Annotated in this window: 13 protein-coding genes and 2 pseudogenes; 1 reads left to right on the top strand and 14 read right to left on the bottom strand. The window is 39.6% G+C overall.

Going from position 1 to position 16,963, the window contains the following annotated elements; genetic code table 11:
• Positions 1 to 136: 136 nt before the first annotated feature.
• From ACZ47Z_RS02605 to ACZ47Z_RS02550, 12 genes and pseudogenes are all read right to left on the bottom strand, one after another.
• Positions 137 to 1,150, bottom strand: coding sequence for an ABC transporter permease (locus tag ACZ47Z_RS02605; protein ID WP_464525838.1), 1,014 nt, complete (start codon positions 1,148 to 1,150; stop codon positions 137 to 139).
• 19 nt (positions 1,151 to 1,169) lie between these two features.
• Positions 1,170 to 2,584, bottom strand: a pseudogene (locus ACZ47Z_RS02600) (sugar ABC transporter ATP-binding protein).
• Positions 2,585 to 2,784: 200 nt separating this feature from the next.
• Positions 2,785 to 3,873: a substrate-binding domain-containing protein gene (locus tag ACZ47Z_RS02595; RefSeq protein ID WP_464525837.1), complete on the bottom strand. Its 1,089-nt coding sequence runs from the start codon at positions 3,871 to 3,873 to the stop codon at positions 2,785 to 2,787.
• Between the two features lie 17 nt (positions 3,874 to 3,890).
• On the bottom strand, positions 3,891 to 4,832 hold the full coding sequence (locus tag ACZ47Z_RS02590; protein WP_464525836.1) for an ROK family glucokinase: 942 nt from the start codon (positions 4,830 to 4,832) through the stop codon (positions 3,891 to 3,893).
• A gap of 11 nt (positions 4,833 to 4,843) precedes the next feature.
• A complete protein-coding gene (locus ACZ47Z_RS02585) occupies positions 4,844 to 5,758 on the bottom strand; it encodes a sugar phosphate isomerase/epimerase family protein (protein ID WP_464525835.1) in 915 nt (304 codons plus the stop codon).
• 19 nt (positions 5,759 to 5,777) lie between these two features.
• Positions 5,778 to 6,824: a Gfo/Idh/MocA family protein gene (locus tag ACZ47Z_RS02580; RefSeq protein ID WP_464525834.1), complete on the bottom strand. Its 1,047-nt coding sequence runs from the start codon at positions 6,822 to 6,824 to the stop codon at positions 5,778 to 5,780.
• Between the two features lie 188 nt (positions 6,825 to 7,012).
• The gene (locus ACZ47Z_RS02575; protein ID WP_464525833.1) at positions 7,013 to 9,439 is read right to left on the bottom strand and encodes a GH39 family glycosyl hydrolase; all 2,427 of its coding nucleotides are present in this window, start codon (positions 9,437 to 9,439) and stop codon (positions 7,013 to 7,015) included.
• 164 nt (positions 9,440 to 9,603) lie between these two features.
• The gene (locus ACZ47Z_RS02570; RefSeq protein WP_117542326.1) at positions 9,604 to 10,986 is read right to left on the bottom strand and encodes an MFS transporter; all 1,383 of its coding nucleotides are present in this window, start codon (positions 10,984 to 10,986) and stop codon (positions 9,604 to 9,606) included.
• Between the two features lie 16 nt (positions 10,987 to 11,002).
• Positions 11,003 to 11,977: a sugar phosphate isomerase/epimerase family protein gene (locus tag ACZ47Z_RS02565; protein WP_464525832.1), complete on the bottom strand. Its 975-nt coding sequence runs from the start codon at positions 11,975 to 11,977 to the stop codon at positions 11,003 to 11,005.
• A gap of 15 nt (positions 11,978 to 11,992) precedes the next feature.
• The gene (locus tag ACZ47Z_RS02560) at positions 11,993 to 12,421 is read right to left on the bottom strand and encodes a C-glycoside deglycosidase beta subunit domain-containing protein (RefSeq protein WP_117542328.1); all 429 of its coding nucleotides are present in this window, start codon (positions 12,419 to 12,421) and stop codon (positions 11,993 to 11,995) included.
• Positions 12,422 to 12,441: 20 nt separating this feature from the next.
• Positions 12,442 to 13,545: a Gfo/Idh/MocA family protein gene (locus ACZ47Z_RS02555; RefSeq protein WP_117542329.1), complete on the bottom strand. Its 1,104-nt coding sequence runs from the start codon at positions 13,543 to 13,545 to the stop codon at positions 12,442 to 12,444.
• Between the two features lie 265 nt (positions 13,546 to 13,810).
• Positions 13,811 to 15,739: an NAD(P)/FAD-dependent oxidoreductase gene (locus tag ACZ47Z_RS02550; protein WP_117542330.1), complete on the bottom strand. Its 1,929-nt coding sequence runs from the start codon at positions 15,737 to 15,739 to the stop codon at positions 13,811 to 13,813.
• Between the two features lie 132 nt (positions 15,740 to 15,871).
• Between ACZ47Z_RS02550 and ACZ47Z_RS02545 the strand changes: the two genes are divergently transcribed.
• Complete coding sequence (locus ACZ47Z_RS02545) at positions 15,872 to 16,468, top strand: TetR/AcrR family transcriptional regulator (RefSeq protein ID WP_054754275.1); 597 nt, start codon at positions 15,872 to 15,874, stop codon at positions 16,466 to 16,468.
• Positions 16,469 to 16,480: 12 nt separating this feature from the next.
• On the opposite strand, the pseudogene ACZ47Z_RS02540 reads toward ACZ47Z_RS02545, so the two are convergent.
• Both ACZ47Z_RS02540 and ACZ47Z_RS02535 read right to left on the bottom strand, forming a co-directional pair.
• Positions 16,481 to 16,774: pseudogene (locus ACZ47Z_RS02540) on the bottom strand (ABC transporter ATP-binding protein); the annotation flags it as partial.
• 42 nt (positions 16,775 to 16,816) lie between these two features.
• Positions 16,817 to 16,936: an ABC transporter transmembrane domain-containing protein gene (locus tag ACZ47Z_RS02535; protein WP_083475163.1), complete on the bottom strand. Its 120-nt coding sequence runs from the start codon at positions 16,934 to 16,936 to the stop codon at positions 16,817 to 16,819.
• Positions 16,937 to 16,963: the final 27 nt, after the last annotated feature.

Genomic DNA, 16,963 nt, shown 5'->3' with positions numbered 1-16,963 from the left:
TTTCCATCCACTTACAGTATCACCAAAGCAATCATTCAGGAAAGTACTGCATGAGTTAGAAATATGGGGAAATGAGTATATTCAATATTTAAGTAATAAAAAGAATTAGGAAATTGAACCCTGATTTGCTAAAAACTTATTTATTTAATTTCGACTTCAACTTTGGTCCTGCAATCTGGATCAAAATGACAAGAATCAGAATGGTTCCTTTAATCGCATCATTTATAAGCGAATCCATTTTTAAAGCCACAATAATCTTGTCAATGATAGTATATGACATAATTCCAAACAGTACACCGAGCATCTTGCCTTTCCCACCTGACATACTGATACCACCGAGCACAACTGCTGAGATTGCATACATTTCATAGTTTTTTCCTGATGTTGCTGGATCACAGGATGCATTCATTGCGATCCAGAGGAATGCGCCGATTCCTACAAGAACTCCTGCAATCACAAATACAATGATCTTCATCAGGCTGACATTGATACCTGCAAGAACTGCCCCTTTCTGATTGCTGCCGATTGCATATATTTTCTTACCAAACTTTGTACTGGTGGAAATGTAGATAAATAAAAGTGTCATTATAAGGAGAACAATGCCAACATATGGTATTGAAGCAATCTTTCCATTCCCTAACTGGTAAAATGTCTGATAACTGGCAATTTTTGTATCCATGCGGTATACAGAGCTTCCGCCTCCACACAGATCTTTGGGAATGTGCTGACACACATACTGTGCAATGGATCTGTAGATCAGCATGGTTGCCAGTGTTACGATAAATGCCGGCATTTCCACGCCGCCAACTAATACACCGTTGATAAATCCGCAGATTGCGCCACCTGCGATTGCGAATAATAAAGTCACTAAAATATTTCCGGTTATATTATATATGACTACAGAGAAACCTCCCACCAACGCAAGCATAGAACCAACCGACAGATCAATTTCACCTGTCAGGCAGATCAGTCCCATGCCCAATGCAATTATTCCGATTACCGCTGAATGGCGAAAGATGTTCATAACTCCGCCCCAGGTCAGTCCATTGGATGTAACCGCATATACAATAAAAATTAGAATAAATACAAATATATAACTATGCTGGAACCAAATTTGTGCGATAAGTTCCGATTTTTTCTTTTCGCTCATGATCTTCCTCCTCTGGTTATTATTTATTGACAGCATTTACGGAATACATCATTACTGTCTGCTCGTTAATTTCTTCGTGCGGCAGTATCTTGATGATACTTCCTTCATAGAAAATAACGCAATAATCGGCTACTTTCTGTAGTTCCGGAATCTCCAGAGTATTAATCAGAATACTCTTTCCTTTACTGGCTAATTCCAGAATCAATTTATAGATTTCTGCTTTGGCTCCCACATCTATTCCCTGTGTTGGATTATCGAGAAGTAAAATATCAGCTTCTGTATTGAGCCATCTGGCAAGAAAAAGTTTCTGCTGGTTACCGCCACTTAATGAATTGATTCCATCTGAGCTTTTTTGTGCCTTGATATTTAACATGGCTTTATATCGGTCGAACTTCTTCTGTTCCTCTTTTTTCTTATACGAAACTTTTGGGCCGATAGGGTATGTTCGGAGATATACATATTTTCCAAAAGGTTCATATCTGAGATTACAGAGTTTTCTTTTCGATTTGAAGCCAGCATTGCAATTTTTGACTGCATAGAAGTATGAATAGAACCGAGAGGTACTTTTTTCCCAAATGCTTCTATACTTCCGCCAGTCACTTTCGTTGCACCGAAGATACCCTGCATGATTTCACTGCTTCCAGATCCCTGAAGTCCTGTAAGTCCGATAATCTGTCCACGTTTCACTTCCATACTGACATCATGAAAACCTTTTCCTGATAGATGCCCAATTTTCAGCACAGTTTCACCTGTCTTTCTTGGCTCGTAGAGATCTTCGGAAGAGTATTTTACTCCTACCATCATAGAGGTTATATCTTCTGGAGTTGTTTCTGCTGTTATGCCAGTTCCAATAAACTCTCCATTTCGAAATACTGTATAGCGATCAGAAAGTTCAAAGACCTCCGGCATCTTATGGGAAATAAAAATAAATGCTGTTCCTGATCTTTTTAATCTCTTGATAATCTCAAACAGATGAGCAATCTCATCGTTATTCAGAGATGTTGTTGGCTCATCCAGAATCAGAAGCTTTGCATTATGTAATAATGCTTTCGCAATCTCTAATAACTGTTTTTCACTGGTCTTTAGATTATCTACCAGTGCCAGCGGATCAATTGCTACTCCCATTCTTTCAAATAACTCTGATGCTTCCCTGATCATTCTTTTCTTATCCAAACGTCCAAATGACCCGGTATATTCGTTCGTCAGAAAAATATTCTCGTATACTTTTAGATCATTAAATAAATTTAATTCCTGATGTACAAATGCAATTCCGATCTTTTCAGATTCAGCAATCGTCATTGTGTTATAATTCTTGCCGTCAAACACAACTGTTCCTTTGTCTCTCTGGTAAACACCTGTGAGGATATTCATTAGCGTGGATTTTCCTGCCCCGTTCTCACCTAAAAGAGCGTGAACCTCGCCTGCCTCTACCATCAGGCTGACATCCTTCAAAACCAGCATACCATTAAAGGATTTATAGATATTTTTCATTTCTAAAAGATTCATATCCGTTCTCCTATGGAAATAAAAATTTCTTCAAATAATATAACTCCGGAAGAGAATGTGCGCCTCTCTCTTCCGGAATCCCGATAATTATGAAATTATTAGCTCAAAAAATGTTATTGTCTTAGTTCTTAGAACGACGGATAATCAGCTACATTTTCAGGTACTACGTTTTCACACTCGATCACATGATCCTGCTCTACTGTCTCTCCATTTAAGTAGTCAACCATATCCTGAATTGCGCTCTGGATCATAGCCGGACTATATGTTACTGACATTACTCCGTCAAAATTATCAACAATGTCTGCATATGAATTTCCTCTTAATACCTCATAGTACTCATCAAGTCCTCCACATCCTGTGAGAACCGGCCGTGTCTCATAGATTGCTGTCTTTGTAGAATCACTGATTCCACCACCATTGAGAGCCTCTAAGATACCCATTGCAAGCTCATCATCCTCTGCATAGAACCATTTAATTGCTGCATTTGAACTGTCTCCCATTAATGACTCATATGACTCTTTTGTATCTGAACGGCTCCAATTCATAGCTCCTGAATATGTGATTGCATCCAGATCATCCTCTGACCACTTTAAATCATCGGAAATCGTTTTGCCCGCAAAATCGATCTCACCTGTGAGGTACTCTGTAAAACCCTTGTCACGAAGTGTTGTTACTGAAGAAGTATCTCCTTCATACACATAAACAGCCTCCCCTGGCTGAAGTCCTAATGATACGAAATAAGCCGCTGCACCAGCACCAATACCTTCGTTGTCACCTTTGACATTAGAAACTGCTGAATCTGAAACTGCATCAATGATACGGTCAAATGCTACGTAAGGAATCTTAGCATCTACAAGCTGCTGGATTGCCGACTGTACTGTATCATCCATTGGCTGAATTACTACTGCGATATTCTCCTCATCACTTGCCACGATATCTTCGATTTTTGTAATCTGCTCAGTAGCGTCAGCTGATGTGATAACCTCCGCAGTATATGTACCTTCTTTATTCACTTCCTCAACCTTCTCCTTTGCGAAAGTTGCAACAGAACCTGTCCAGCCGTGATCCTCAGCTGCTGTTAATACGTAAATATGTGTTGCATCTGCATCTGTTGACGTACTTTTATCTGCATCTGCTGTTCCTGTTTTGCTGCCACAAGCTGTAAAACTTACGGCTATTGCTACTGCTAATAATCCTGCAAAAAATCTTTTTTTCATTTTCTTCTCCTTAAATTCTACTCCAGAACAAGTCTTACTGCTCCATAGATTCCGGCACTGTTACTGAGTTCTGCCATCTTGAACACCGTCTCTCTTGAAGCATGGAATGCATATTTCGTGTAATATTTCTTGATTGCATCAATCAGAATATCACCCGCCTTAGACATGCCACCACCAATAACAAATGCTTCCGGATTGACCACACATGCGACCGCTGCGAGGGCCTTACCAAGCATACGCCCAACCTCGTCTACCATGAGTATACTGACCTTGTCTCCCTTCTTCGCCTCATCAAAGATTTCCTTTGATGTGATTTTTTCCACATCTCTGAGCGTTGTCTCTTCCTCTGGGTGCGCGTCCAAATATCTCTTTGTGATCATAACGATTCCATTTGCAGAAGCATATTGTTCAAGACATCCCTTGTTACCACATCCGCAGGCAAATTCTTCATCATCTTTCATGGGAATGTGTCCAATCTCGCCGGCTGCTCCGTTAATTCCTGTAAGAATCTTACCGCCGATAATTACGCCACCGCCAACACCTGTTCCAAGCGTTACCATTACAATGTCACTGTAACCTTTGCCACCACCCTGCCACATTTCTCCAAGAGCAGCAACATTGGCATCATTACCAGCTTTCGCCTTAAATCCTGTGAGAGTTGTCATTTCCTTCTCTACATTAAACACACCCCAGCCCAGATTGACACATTTTAATACATTGCCGTCTCTGCCGACTGGTCCCGGGACACCCATTCCAATGCCTTCAACATCTAGTTTTGAGATTCTTTTCTCTTTCAGTTTTTCTTCTATAGACGCAGCAATATCTATCAGAATATATTTCCCATTCTCCTCAATTCTTGTGGGAATTTCCCAGACTTCAATCAAATTGCCAAGTGTCTCAAACAGACCTAGCTTGATGGTGGTCCCTCCAATATCTGCACCAAATGCATATTTCTTCATTATTTGTTCTCCTATATTACAAAGTTTCTAAGGTATTTTGCACTTAAAATAACCGCTTTCTTCGCATCCTCAAGGCTGTTCTCAAATGCTTTATCCTCAACCTCGATACAGGTATATCCGTCATATCCGATATCTGTCAGAGCTGATACATATTTTCCCCAGTCAACATCGCCGAGACCTGGAAGTTTCGGGGACATATACTGCAGTGGTGTAGCCATTGTTCCAACATCAGCCAGCTTATCCTGATAAACCTTAATATCCTTGTAATGAACATGGAAAATTTTATCCTTAAACTCATAAATTGGTTTAATATAGTCAATCTGCTGCCAGACAAAATGGGACGGGTCATAGTTAATACCAAAGTTTGGACTGTCGATAATCTCGAAAATTTTTCTCCAGTTTGCAGGCGTTGTCATAATATTCTGTCCGCCCGGCCATTCATCATCTGTGAAAAGCATCGGACAGTTTTCAATAGCGATCTTAACGCCCTTTTCCTCTGCGTATTTTACAATTGGCGGCCATACTTCTTTGAAAATCTCCAGATTTTCTGCAAATGTCTTATCTGGAACTCTTCCAACAAATGTAGTGATCATGTTAACATCAAGCATTGCAGATGCATCGATCAGTTTATAAATGTGATCAATGTAGGACTGTCTTTTTTCAAGATCCGGATCCATAGTATTTGGATAATAGCAAAGTGAAGAAATCTCCACACCCTTGGAAGCACATAACGCTTTAATTTCCTCTGCCTTCTCAGGTGTAAGAGTAGCTACATCAATGTGGCTTACTCCTGCATATCTTCTTTTTGCTCCAAAGTTTGGCCAGCATGCAACCTCCAAACATTCCAGACCATTTTCTGCAGCAAAATCTACTACCTCTTCAAATGTCATTCCTTCGCAAATTGATGTGATAAAACCTAACTTCATTATTTTTTCCTCCTGTTTTTTATTCGAATAAAATAGCCTCTCCAGTTTCTGCAGACTTCCATGCCGCTTCCATAACAGCAAGTACGCGCCTTACCTCAGATATCTTAATTTTAGATTCCGCACGCCTATTTAATACATCATCCACATTTCTGTAGAAATCTACCCAATCTGTCTGAATCTCCGGAAGTGGTTCTGTTACGATTCCTCCTGGTGGTACAGGCGCAAACTGTCTGGTTGGACCGGCTTCTGTCTCAGTGATCTGAGGAGGAAGCTTTTCAAGCATCTTTCCTGTCCTGTAGATATTTCCATCACAGGCAAAGTTCTTCACAATCATGGTACCCTTATCTCCACCTACAAGCCATCTTGGCTGGTACTCCAGAATATATGTGGAAAGTTCAATATGAACTGTAATCCCATTCTCCATCTTCATGATAATCTTGAAATAATCATCTACTTCTTCATGAAGTACATTCTGAATATCAGCATAGATTGACTTGATTTTTACTCCCGGCATCATGAACAGAATCTGATCAATGAGATGTACACCCCAATCGTAAATCATACCTCCGCCATACTTTTTGTAAATATGCCATTCATGCATATATCCATTTCCTGAATGAAGCTTCGATTCAATCGTAAAGATGTTTCCAAGCATGTTTTCGTCATATGCTTTCTTTACTATCAGCATATCCCGATCCCATCTTCTGTTCTGATGAGCAGTAAAGAATACTCCTGCTTCCTTGCAGGCCGCTTCCATTTCATCGAGCTCCTGTACATTCATAGCTGCCGGTTTTTCTGTAATGACATTCTTACCTGCTTTAGCAGCCTTGATACACATTTCTTTATGCAGATAGTTTGGAACTGTTAAGATAACTGTGTTTACCTCCTTATCTTCTAACAGTTCATCTGCTGTCGTATAAACCTTATATCCCTTTTTAAGTGCATCCTGCTGTTTTTCTTCTTCGATGTCACATACTGCTGCAATTTCAACGCCAGCACGAGGGGCATTTTCTGCATGCCACTTTCCCATTCCGCCAAATCCGATAATACCCAATTTGATTTTCATGTCTTTCTCCTTTCGTTTATATTCTTCATCTGTATTTTGATATCTTAATTTTAATCATTTCATGTCATGGGAACTACCTTTGTGCTGTCTCAACAGCAAGTCATTTCTTTACCTTTTTGAGATTAGAGTACAGGCAAAAGAAAAAAGGTCAAAATCAACTGCTTTGATTTTGACCTTTTTTTCTATTTTCACATTTTCTCCAGGTTAATATATCCAATCTCATTAGGACGCATTCGAAGTTCTATCTCTATGCATTCATCCTCCACACAGAATTTTCGTATGATCATCCTGGGAACAGTAGCTCTGTGCAAATACTTGATCTCACTATCAGACAGATCCTGGATATATTCCAGATCCGCCCATATATCCTGAATGCTTCCACTCTTCTCATTAATTTTCTGTATAGTCATCTGATAATTTCCATTTTCAACGCCCTTTATGCAAAGCTTCAATGTCAAAGGATTCCATTCATCAAAATTCTTCCAAAGCTTATCCCACTCCAGCGTTTCCTCGCTCTGAAGATAATACATATAATTCAGATTTTTCATATTATGGCAGACCAAACTATACTGATTTCTTCTATCTGTTGTCAGAAGACAGTTTTCTGTCTTATCTATAAAATATGGTTTCAATTTTTTCAGAAAGCGGAAAGCGAATCCAGATGGCTTTGCAATTCCATCACGTGTAAGAAGCCCTTCCCCTCCATGCATCAACCATACTGTATCATAATACTCTGTGTATATATCCGTCCCGGTGAAATAACACAACATATCGATTTCACCAAAAACATCGATAATGTTTTTCATGACATAAGCGCCGTGGAAACAGTGATCATTCAATTTATTTCTGTCAGATACCGTCAGATTCCATTCCGTTATATAAATCTTCTGTCCAGACAATCCATGCTGTATCAGCTCCGCACGTATTTTGCGGATACTGTTTTTCAAATAATCCGGATCCTCACTTTTTTTACCAAACCGTTCTTTTCCTTCCGGATCTGCCTCATATGCATAAATCATAAAAGAAAAAAAGTCAGGAAGAGGGGCACGTCGGATCCACTCCTCCCAAAAATTCATTCCTCTTTTTTCCAGGTGACACAAATAATCCGGGAAAAAACCACATCCTCCTATCTCCATATGAGGCGCGTGTTTTTTTATTATGGAATAAGTACATTTAAAAATCTGAAAAAAGCTATCTGTCGGATCTATCCCTTTCAAACAGTATCCATCAAAAATCACCTCCATCTTCCAAGTGTTTACTTCTTCAATACCATAGCGCCTTACCAGATGCATAATCAACTGCCTGATAAATTCCTCCCATATTTGAAGCGAATCAACCTTATTGTTCTTTTCTTCATACAAAAGGAAATCCTTATCCGTTCTGTTTACACGTTTTATCTTTTCTTCCATGTCAAAAAACGGTTTCAATCCATTTTCTACCAGGAAATCCAGTATATTATCTAGCTTAGTAAAATTATACTGGCCAATTTCTTCATCGTTTCTCATAATCATTCGATCTGAAAAAAGACTCCAGAACCTAATGTATCTAAAATGCATCGAATCTTTCATCCGAAGGATCTGTTTTCTGACTTCATGATTCTGAAGATCTGATGCCTGGCCAATATTAATTGCCGTATTCCAAAATTGAGGAATTTTCTCCCCGTCTTCCACTTGAAATGTCTTTCTGATTATTTTCGCCCTTTTTTTACTTTCCTGTTCCTCCTCCATAGAATAGATAAACTTTTCCAGTTTTTGATTTAAGACCAGAGAATCCATATCTTCTTCTTTTTTTTCCATTTCCTTCGCACTATTTCGAATATGAGATGGAGACTTTCCATATTCTTCCTTAAACACCTTATTAAAAAAAGAAATGCTGGAGAATCCATTATCCAGAGCAATCTGGAGAATCGCTTTATCCGTATACATAAGTTCACTCATGGCATGGGAGAGACGAACCTGCCTTAAATAAGCAGAAAAGCTCATATTATATATTTTTTTAAAATATCGTGACAAATATCCCTCTGAGAGGTAGAGCGTGTCAGCAAGTGACTTCAGACTGATCGGCTGATTATAATTATTCATAATATACTCATTGATCTGCAATGTCCGCATCTGAGATTTCTGCTGCATTGACATGCCTGCATCCGTCTTCGCCTTTTTTATAAAATTGGAAGTCAGATATCCAAGCACCTTATAAAAAACAGAAAGATATTCATATTCATGCTGTTCTTCTTCCGCTTCCTTCTCGCAAAACATTTTTCTCTTTAGCAACTGATTCAACAATTCCCGTAATTTCTCATAACGCTCATCATCCTCACTGGTCGAGTTACAGAAAAAAAACGAACTTACTCCATTATATACAGAACGAATCAATGAGTATGTAATGAAAAGATGGGCTGTCGTTATTTCACCCTGAGTTTCGATTCTGTGTTCTTCATTGGAATTGATCACACAGATATCCCCCCTTTTCAAATGATATTCCCTTTCCATCACATAAAGTCTTAGTTCCCCTTCCATCACATAGACTAATTCTACCTCCTGATGGAAATGTGTATCTTTGGGTAATCTGCTTAAAATCTGCACATCCATCTTGTTCTTCTTAATATATTCTCTCATACCAACACCCCAATCTTTACTCTATTCTAAACACCATGGATCAGCTGCAATGCCCATCTTTTCTCTATATTTTACCTAATACAACTATCCTTTTGCAATAAAAAAATTGACCGCAGTCCAATCAGATACGGTCAATTTTTTATAATAGGAAATTTATGTTTCAATTATTCAATGTTTTCTTTGCTCTTCCTCTCATGCAGTTTTGCACGAACCTCATCCGCTTCACTATCTTTCAACCTCCACGTAAATGCGAAGATAGCTGTCAGGAAAAAGATAATGGCAGGCATGAGATTTACAACCATATTAATTCCATGTAATGTTTCCGGTGTCTGCTGGGCATTTGCCACATAACCGAATGCAGCAAGAAGTAAGACACCTACAGAAGCACCGATTGCATTACCCAGTTTCTGTGCCAGACCATAGGTAGCATATGCGATTCCATCATTACGTATGCCTGTCTTGTACTCATTGTAGTCGATCGCATCACCAAGGAGGGAAAGTGAACATGGGAAGGAAACGTTGAAAAAGCCAACCAATCCACTTTCGATGATGATCAGAGTCAGATTGTCAAACGGTGTAAAGTACATTGCCAGAAGGGCAAGTCCCTGACATGTTACAGCAATCTGAAGTGTCACTCTCTTACCAAGCTTGCTCATTACCTTTGGTACCAGTAAGGAACTAACGATACCACATACGGATGGTGCAAGCATAATAACAGGAATCAACGTAAAGGATCCAAGGCAATACATAATGTAGTAGATTACAACTCCGATTCTTCCCATCCATGCTGCCATCTGGAGGATCATAATCACGAGAAGAATCATCAGGTTTTTATTTTTTACAAGTCCACTAATTGTTGCCGTTAAAGAGAATTTCTCCTTTGTCACCTCCGGAACCACCTGTTCTTTAGAGGTAAAGAATACTGCGAGGAAACAAGGAATAGAAATGATCGCATATACAAGAGCTGTCATGAAATATCCATTTCCATTGGCAACCTCTGCTCCCTTTCCTGAAAAGAAAAGCATTATATTTGCTGTAATTCCATTTACGATCAAAATACCTACATTCATACCCACATTACGGGAAGCATTGATTTGATTTCTCTGTTCTGCATCTTCTGTCATAACAGATGCCAGAGCACCATAAGGAATGTTAACCAACGTATAAAGCATACCCGTTATGATATAAGTTACCGCTGCATAAATAACGCCTGCTGTGGAAGATCCCTCAAATGGATGTGTAAAACATAATACTGAGAAAATAGCAAGCAGTGGGGAACCAAACAATATGTAAGGTCTGAAACGGCCTAGTTTCGATCTGGTTCGTTCCGCGATAGCACCCATCATTGGGTCATTAACTGCATCCCATACACGGGCTATCATCATAATTGCTGCCGCTGCTGCCGGTGCCAATCCCACGATATCCGTATAGAATATCGTAAGATAGGAACCAATAAATGTCCACACAAACTGAGAGGCAAGATCTCCACAGCTATAGAAAATCACTCCCAGTTTAGAAGCTCTTTTTAACTGTGTTTTATCATTCATCCGCTTACCCTCATAATTAGTCTACATAGTTGTGCATCATCTTTAAGTGTCTGCGAAGCATTTCGATCGAATGACCGGAATTATACTCTTCGTACTCAGATACGATGTAGCCATCATAATCAGACTCACTCACGATCTTCATAATGTCATCATAAGGGATCGCTGCCTCCTGAAGATTCTCATACATATAGTGATACTTTCCGTGCATATGGATGCAATATGGAATAATATCCTTAAGTCCCTGAAGTTCTGCGGAAACATCCTTCTTGAAAGTAAGGAATGTGTACATATCACGCATTGTAGTCAGTTCCACCTTCTTAGCGCCTGCTGCAGTCAATCTCTTTACAGCTTCATCGTATGGAACATTATCATACTTCATATCACGAGCCATTTCAAGCAATTTTTCATCGGCACCATCTGCAAGAGCGTTATCCCAGTTCATCTTGTTTGGCTTATTTGCAAAGCATCCAAAATCAGGGATCAGGCCGAGATATTTGCTGCCACTCTTGTCAATTGCTGCAATGTAGTCCTTTGTGGACTGTGTGATTGGAGTCTCCGGATTATGAACTTCAATACCAACCTTTACACCATAGTGCTCCGCAAATGGTGCAAGCTTTGCAAAGTTTTCCGGTCCCATAAGCCACTGCTCACGTACTACCTTACATCCCATTTTATGGGCATTCTTGATATCACGAACAGCCATAGCTACCATTTCATCACCTGTAAGATTTCTGTCGCCGCGAAGTCCTCTGTCACAGTTTGCTCCATAGCTGACTGGTTCCATATCATAATACTGACAAATAGCTTTTAATTCGCCGAGGAATTTATCACTGACATATGGGTAAGAAGGAATCATTTGAGTTGCAACAATCTCAAATCCAGCTGCTCCAAGTTCCTTCGCAGTACGAATACAATCCTCCAGAGTCATTTTCCCCTGGCAATATTCTGTAGAAAATGAATACAGGGTTACACCAAGCTTTACATTACTCATCTTTTTATTTCCTCCTTAATTCTGAACATTTAGTCTCTTGCTGCCACAACTGTCGATGCTCTGATACTCTGTCTCACTGAGCGCCATGTATGGGGATCTGAAGTAAAGTGTAAAATCTACATCATGCTCTCCTTCACTCAGGCCGCCCGGTTGGAATACTTTAATTGTAGCCGGCTCAATGATTGGCCAGAACACATTAACCAGATCATGAAGCTCTGCTACACCGTATTCTTTACCGTCAAGGCACAGAGAAATATTCTCTGTAGGCACATCAACACCATCAACCTTTACACCGATTTCATCTATCGTGGAAAGAAAATGTCCTCTATAATAGCTCAGACGTACATCAAACTGATAACCAATCTTTTTTCCATTTGCCCAGAAATTTTTCAGTGAATCATCACATACAACATCAACAAAGTTTAATCGAAGTGCAAGTCCCATCTTATTCTCCTCATTCTTTCTTAGAATTTAATTGTCTCATTTGTTTTTGCGGATTTATAAATCGCATCCAAAATCTTAGTTACTGCCAATGCTTCTTCCGGTTTAACCAAAGGTTCTGTTCCATTCTGAATTGCTTCAAGCCACTGACGGTTGTCAACGGTTCCCTCTTCTCCGGCACCACCTGCAAAATAAGCAATGCTTCCAACACTGGAAAGTTTCTCTTCCATCAGCTGATTATTTCGTGCACGATTGTAAATCAGTTCGTTCTTTGGATAACTCATACCGGAATGAATTTCTGCTCCGGCTTCTGTTCCACAAAGTGTTGTGGATGCTTCCCTAGAGTCAAGCATGTTGAGTGCCCAACTTGCTTCAAGACCGATTGTTGCACCATTTTTCATCTTAACAAATCCAACCGCAGAATCTTCTACTTCAAATGTTTTAGGATCCCATGGTCCAAAAAGATTTCCCTCTGGTCCATTTTCTTTCTGTCCAAGCTTGTAGAATACAGAGCCGGTTACACTGTCTACATCGTAGTTGTTCATACACCATAATGTAATGTCAAGAGCATGTGTTCCGATATCGATGAGAGGGCCGCCGCCCTGTGCTTCTTTATCCATGAATACGCCCCATGTAGGAACTGCACGACGACGAACTGCATGTGCTTTTCCATAATAGATCTCACCAAGTTCTCCTTTGTCACAGGACTTCTTTAAATTCATAACCTCATCGCGGAAACGATTCTGGTAACCAATCGTGAACTGCTTACCGGACTTTTTCCATGCTGCCACCATCTTTTCAGCTTCTTCTGTGCTGTGTGACATTGGTTTTTCACAATAAACGTGCTTGCCTGCTTCAAAAGCTGCGATTGTAATCTCACTGTGGGATACGTTAGGAGTACAAACATGTACAACCTCTACCTCCGGGTTAGCCAGAAGTTCTCTGTAGTCAGCTGTTACCTGTGCACCTTCTGCACCAAATTCTGCGGCTGCTTTCTCGGCACGGTCAATCTGAATATCACAAAATGCTACGATTTCATTCAGATCTGCATTATTCTTTAATGCCGGGAAATGTTTCTGATTAGCGATGCCACCACAACCAATAATACCAATTTTTAATTTACTCATTTTTTTTCCTCCTTGTATTGTGTGTTTTTTACTGTGGTTTTTGATCTGAATAAATATTAGCATAGTGAAAACATCCAATTCTTGCCTCATTTCATACTATATATTTATTGAAAAATACATGTTTTTAGCTTTTCACATTGGGGGAAATCAAAAAAGTCAAAAATGAATAACTCATTTCTGACTTTTATGATACTATATTGAAAAATAATAGGGCTGAATAGCAATTCATGCCATTCAGCCCCTGAATATCATTACTTTATTTGTATTAAATCTGTCTTGCAGCAACAAATCCTTCATGAATTGCGTCATAAATCTGTCGAACCTGTTTGCTGTCACCAACATTGTACACTTCCAGTTCCGTTTCATTTTCCAGCTGTTCTGCCAGTTCATACTGTGGCATAAATCCTGCTGCAATAACAATGCTGTCTGCTTCCAGTTCTGTTGTATTGCCCCAGCGATCCATCACTACTGCATTTCCATTTTCTGCGGCAACAAGACGTTTTCCTGTGATAATCTTGATATCTGTCTGAGAAATTGAGATGCTATATGCCTGGCATGCAGAACTGTTGCTTGCAAGGAACTGATCTGCCATCTCCACAATAGTAACATCTTTTCCTTCATTCTTTAATTCTAACGCAGTCTCTGCACCTGTGATTCCACCACCAATAACTACAACCTTATCACCAATTGCTTTCTTGCTTCCATTCAGATAGTCATTTGCATAGATCAAAGTATTCTTACCGTCTTCTGCTACCTTTAGCGTTCTTGTTTTACCGCCGATTGCCAGAATCACCGCATCAAATCCACCATTTGCAATCTTATCAAAGTCTGCTTCTTCTTTTACGATTGTAATTGCATCATTTGCTTCGATATGATTCTTATAGTATTGAATCAATCTTCTGATATTAGATTTATTATCAGGAACAGAAGCTTCAATCATCGCTCCGCCAAAATCTCTCTTTTCAAAAATTGTAACTTTGTGACCACGTTTTGCGAGTGTCAGGGCAGCTTCACTGCCTGCAGGACCGGCTCCAACTACAGCTACATTCTTCTGTTCCTCTGCTGGTGTGATCTCCGGACCTTCGAATTTGTACAAAGTCGGATTCACTGTACAGTGGATTGGAGTATGAGACAGCAAGCCTCGGTCCAGACATCCGATCAGACAGTTAATACACGGTTTAATATCCTCTGCCTTTCCTTCTTTTGCCTTCTTAGCCCAGCAAGGATCTGCAAGCTGGGAACGTCCTAATGCAACATAATCTCCTACGCCTTCTTCCAACAAACGTTCTGCATCCTCAGGTGTAAATACATTATGTCCAATGAATACAGGAATGTTGACAGCATCTTTAATCATTTTTGTATGTTCTGCATTGTATGCATTTGGAAGTAAGAATTCCATCGACGCCGTAGCGTGGGTTCCGCCCATAATGTTCAAATGGGATACGCCCTCCTTCTCCAGTGCCTTTGCAACCTCAATCGTTTCCTCGATGCGGATTCCTTCCGGCTCCCAGTCTTCCGTGCTTAATTTCACACCGATTGGGAAATCCGGACCACATTTCTTTTTCATATTGCGCACGATTTCCAGCAGCAGTCTCATACGGTTATGTAAAGAGCCTCCATACATATCTGTACGTTGATTATCATGTGGTGACAGGAAATTGGTCGGAATACATCCGGCTGCTCCGTGAATTTCAATGATCTGGAATCCTGCATGTTTACAACGCAATGCAGCATCACCGAATCTTTCTACAAGTTCATGAATTTCGTCCATCGTAAGCTCTCTCGGAACTTTTGCTCCTGCTTCGTACCATGGTTCATAGGTAATCGGTGAAGCACCAATTACATCAGCACTTCCTACGAAACCTGCATCACGACCAGGATGTGCAATCTGCATTCCTGCAACCGCACCATGCTGTTTTACAGCCTCTGCCAAAAGTGTAAGTCCAGCAACATATTCATCTGAATCTGCCCGTAAACCACAGGATGTCATCGGAACCGGAACTGCATTGTCCATAAAAATCAGTCCTGCGCCCCCCTCTGCTGCCTCTGCATATGCCTTAATCTGGCGGTCTGTTACCGTACCATCTGGATTTCCCAGATATGTTCCCATAGAATTTCGTACAATTCTATTCTTAATCACTACATTCCCGATTTTTCCTTTTTTAAACAATTGTGGATAATATTTGTTTTGCATAATCTCTTTTCCTTTCATTTAATTTGTTATATAATAATAGTAGAATAGTGTCGTTTTTTAACAAGCGACAAAAGGGGCAAAAAAGTTGCATAACTAATCTTTTTCATACCGGATATCTCACAGAGGTGAAACATGAGTACGGATTTAAGAGTATTAAAAACCAGACAGACTATTCAGTCTAAATTTCTCGAACTGTTAGAAACACATGATTTTCAAGAAATCACCATCAAGATGCTGATTCTTGAATGCAAGATCAACCGTTCTACCTTCTATCGGAATTATGAAGATAAGTATGATTTGATTCAAAAAATAGTAGAAGAGTTAATGAGTCAGTTTGAACCGGTGATTGATCCACATTTTATATCCTGTAATACTAAAAATGAAGCTAGTTTCAAACAGTATTTTCTACCTATGATCAATTATTTTGAAAGTCACAGGAAAGTATTATTATTGATGTATAATCAAACTCTCCCTGTGAATATTTTTGATGAAATGCAGGCAATGTATCGCAAATACATATTAAAGGAATTGGTTGATACATACCATGTTTCCGATTCTCAGCTTGAAAGTGCTGCTTTCTTTTCTCAAATTATAGTCTCCACCATCCTTACTTCAATGAAATGGTGGCATCTGGAAAGCACACAGATATCAAAGGAAACCATGCTGAAGATAATGACTGACACTGTCATAAACGGAGTGTTTTCCAGTATCAAGAAAGAGTTTGGCTAAAATCATCCGTAATTAAGATGCCTGTTCAAACTGGCTATTGTAAAACTCAGCATAGAATCTATTTTTGGCTAATAGTTCCTCATGGGTACCACTTTCAGCAATATCTCCATCCTTCAATACGAGAATAAGGTCTGAATTCTTAATCGTGGAAAGCCGATGCGCAATAACAAAGGATGTTCTGTTTTCCATCAGTTTATTCATAGCACTTTGAATCTGCTGTTCTGTACGGGTATCTACAGAACTGGTTGCTTCATCCAAAATCAGCATCGGTTTATCAGCAATCATTGCACAGGCGATCGTAAGCAGAAAAGATATAACTTAATATATACATGGCAACTAATGTAATTCCTAATTCACTTTATCAAATTTCTTTTCCTGATAGTCTTCTGCATTATACGCACGTACAACAGAAAGACCTGTTAAATTTTCACGGGTAACACGGTTCATATCATCTGTAAGTTTCTGCATTTTCTTAAATTTGGGGATAACTAAAAA

This window comes from Mediterraneibacter faecis (assembly GCF_055383675.1).
The sequence above is the reverse complement of the archived record's forward strand: the minus strand, read 5'-3'. Positions and strand labels throughout refer to the sequence as shown.

Coding starts and splice junctions, on each gene's coding strand:
- ACZ47Z_RS02580 (WP_464525834.1), bottom strand. CDS start 6,824: ATGAAAATCAAATTGGGTATTATCGGATTTGGCGGAATGGGAAAGTGG.
- ACZ47Z_RS02585 (WP_464525835.1), bottom strand. CDS start 5,758: ATGAAGTTAGGTTTTATCACATCAATTTGCGAAGGAATGACATTTGAA.
- ACZ47Z_RS02590 (WP_464525836.1), bottom strand. CDS start 4,832: ATGAAGAAATATGCATTTGGTGCAGATATTGGAGGGACCACCATCAAG.
- ACZ47Z_RS02595 (WP_464525837.1), bottom strand. CDS start 3,873: ATGAAAAAAAGATTTTTTGCAGGATTATTAGCAGTAGCAATAGCCGTA.
- ACZ47Z_RS02605 (WP_464525838.1), bottom strand. CDS start 1,150: ATGAGCGAAAAGAAAAAATCGGAACTTATCGCACAAATTTGGTTCCAG.
- ACZ47Z_RS02555 (WP_117542329.1), bottom strand. CDS start 13,545: ATGAGTAAATTAAAAATTGGTATTATTGGTTGTGGTGGCATCGCTAAT.
- ACZ47Z_RS02535 (WP_083475163.1), bottom strand. CDS start 16,936: ATGCAGAAACTTACAGATGATATGAACCGTGTTACCCGTGAAAATTTA.
- ACZ47Z_RS02565 (WP_464525832.1), bottom strand. CDS start 11,977: ATGAGTAATGTAAAGCTTGGTGTAACCCTGTATTCATTTTCTACAGAA.
- ACZ47Z_RS02550 (WP_117542330.1), bottom strand. CDS start 15,739: ATGCAAAACAAATATTATCCACAATTGTTTAAAAAAGGAAAAATCGGG.
- ACZ47Z_RS02545 (WP_054754275.1), top strand. CDS start 15,872: ATGAGTACGGATTTAAGAGTATTAAAAACCAGACAGACTATTCAGTCT.
- ACZ47Z_RS02575 (WP_464525833.1), bottom strand. CDS start 9,439: ATGAGAGAATATATTAAGAAGAACAAGATGGATGTGCAGATTTTAAGC.
- ACZ47Z_RS02560 (WP_117542328.1), bottom strand. CDS start 12,421: ATGGGACTTGCACTTCGATTAAACTTTGTTGATGTTGTATGTGATGAT.
- ACZ47Z_RS02570 (WP_117542326.1), bottom strand. CDS start 10,986: ATGAATGATAAAACACAGTTAAAAAGAGCTTCTAAACTGGGAGTGATT.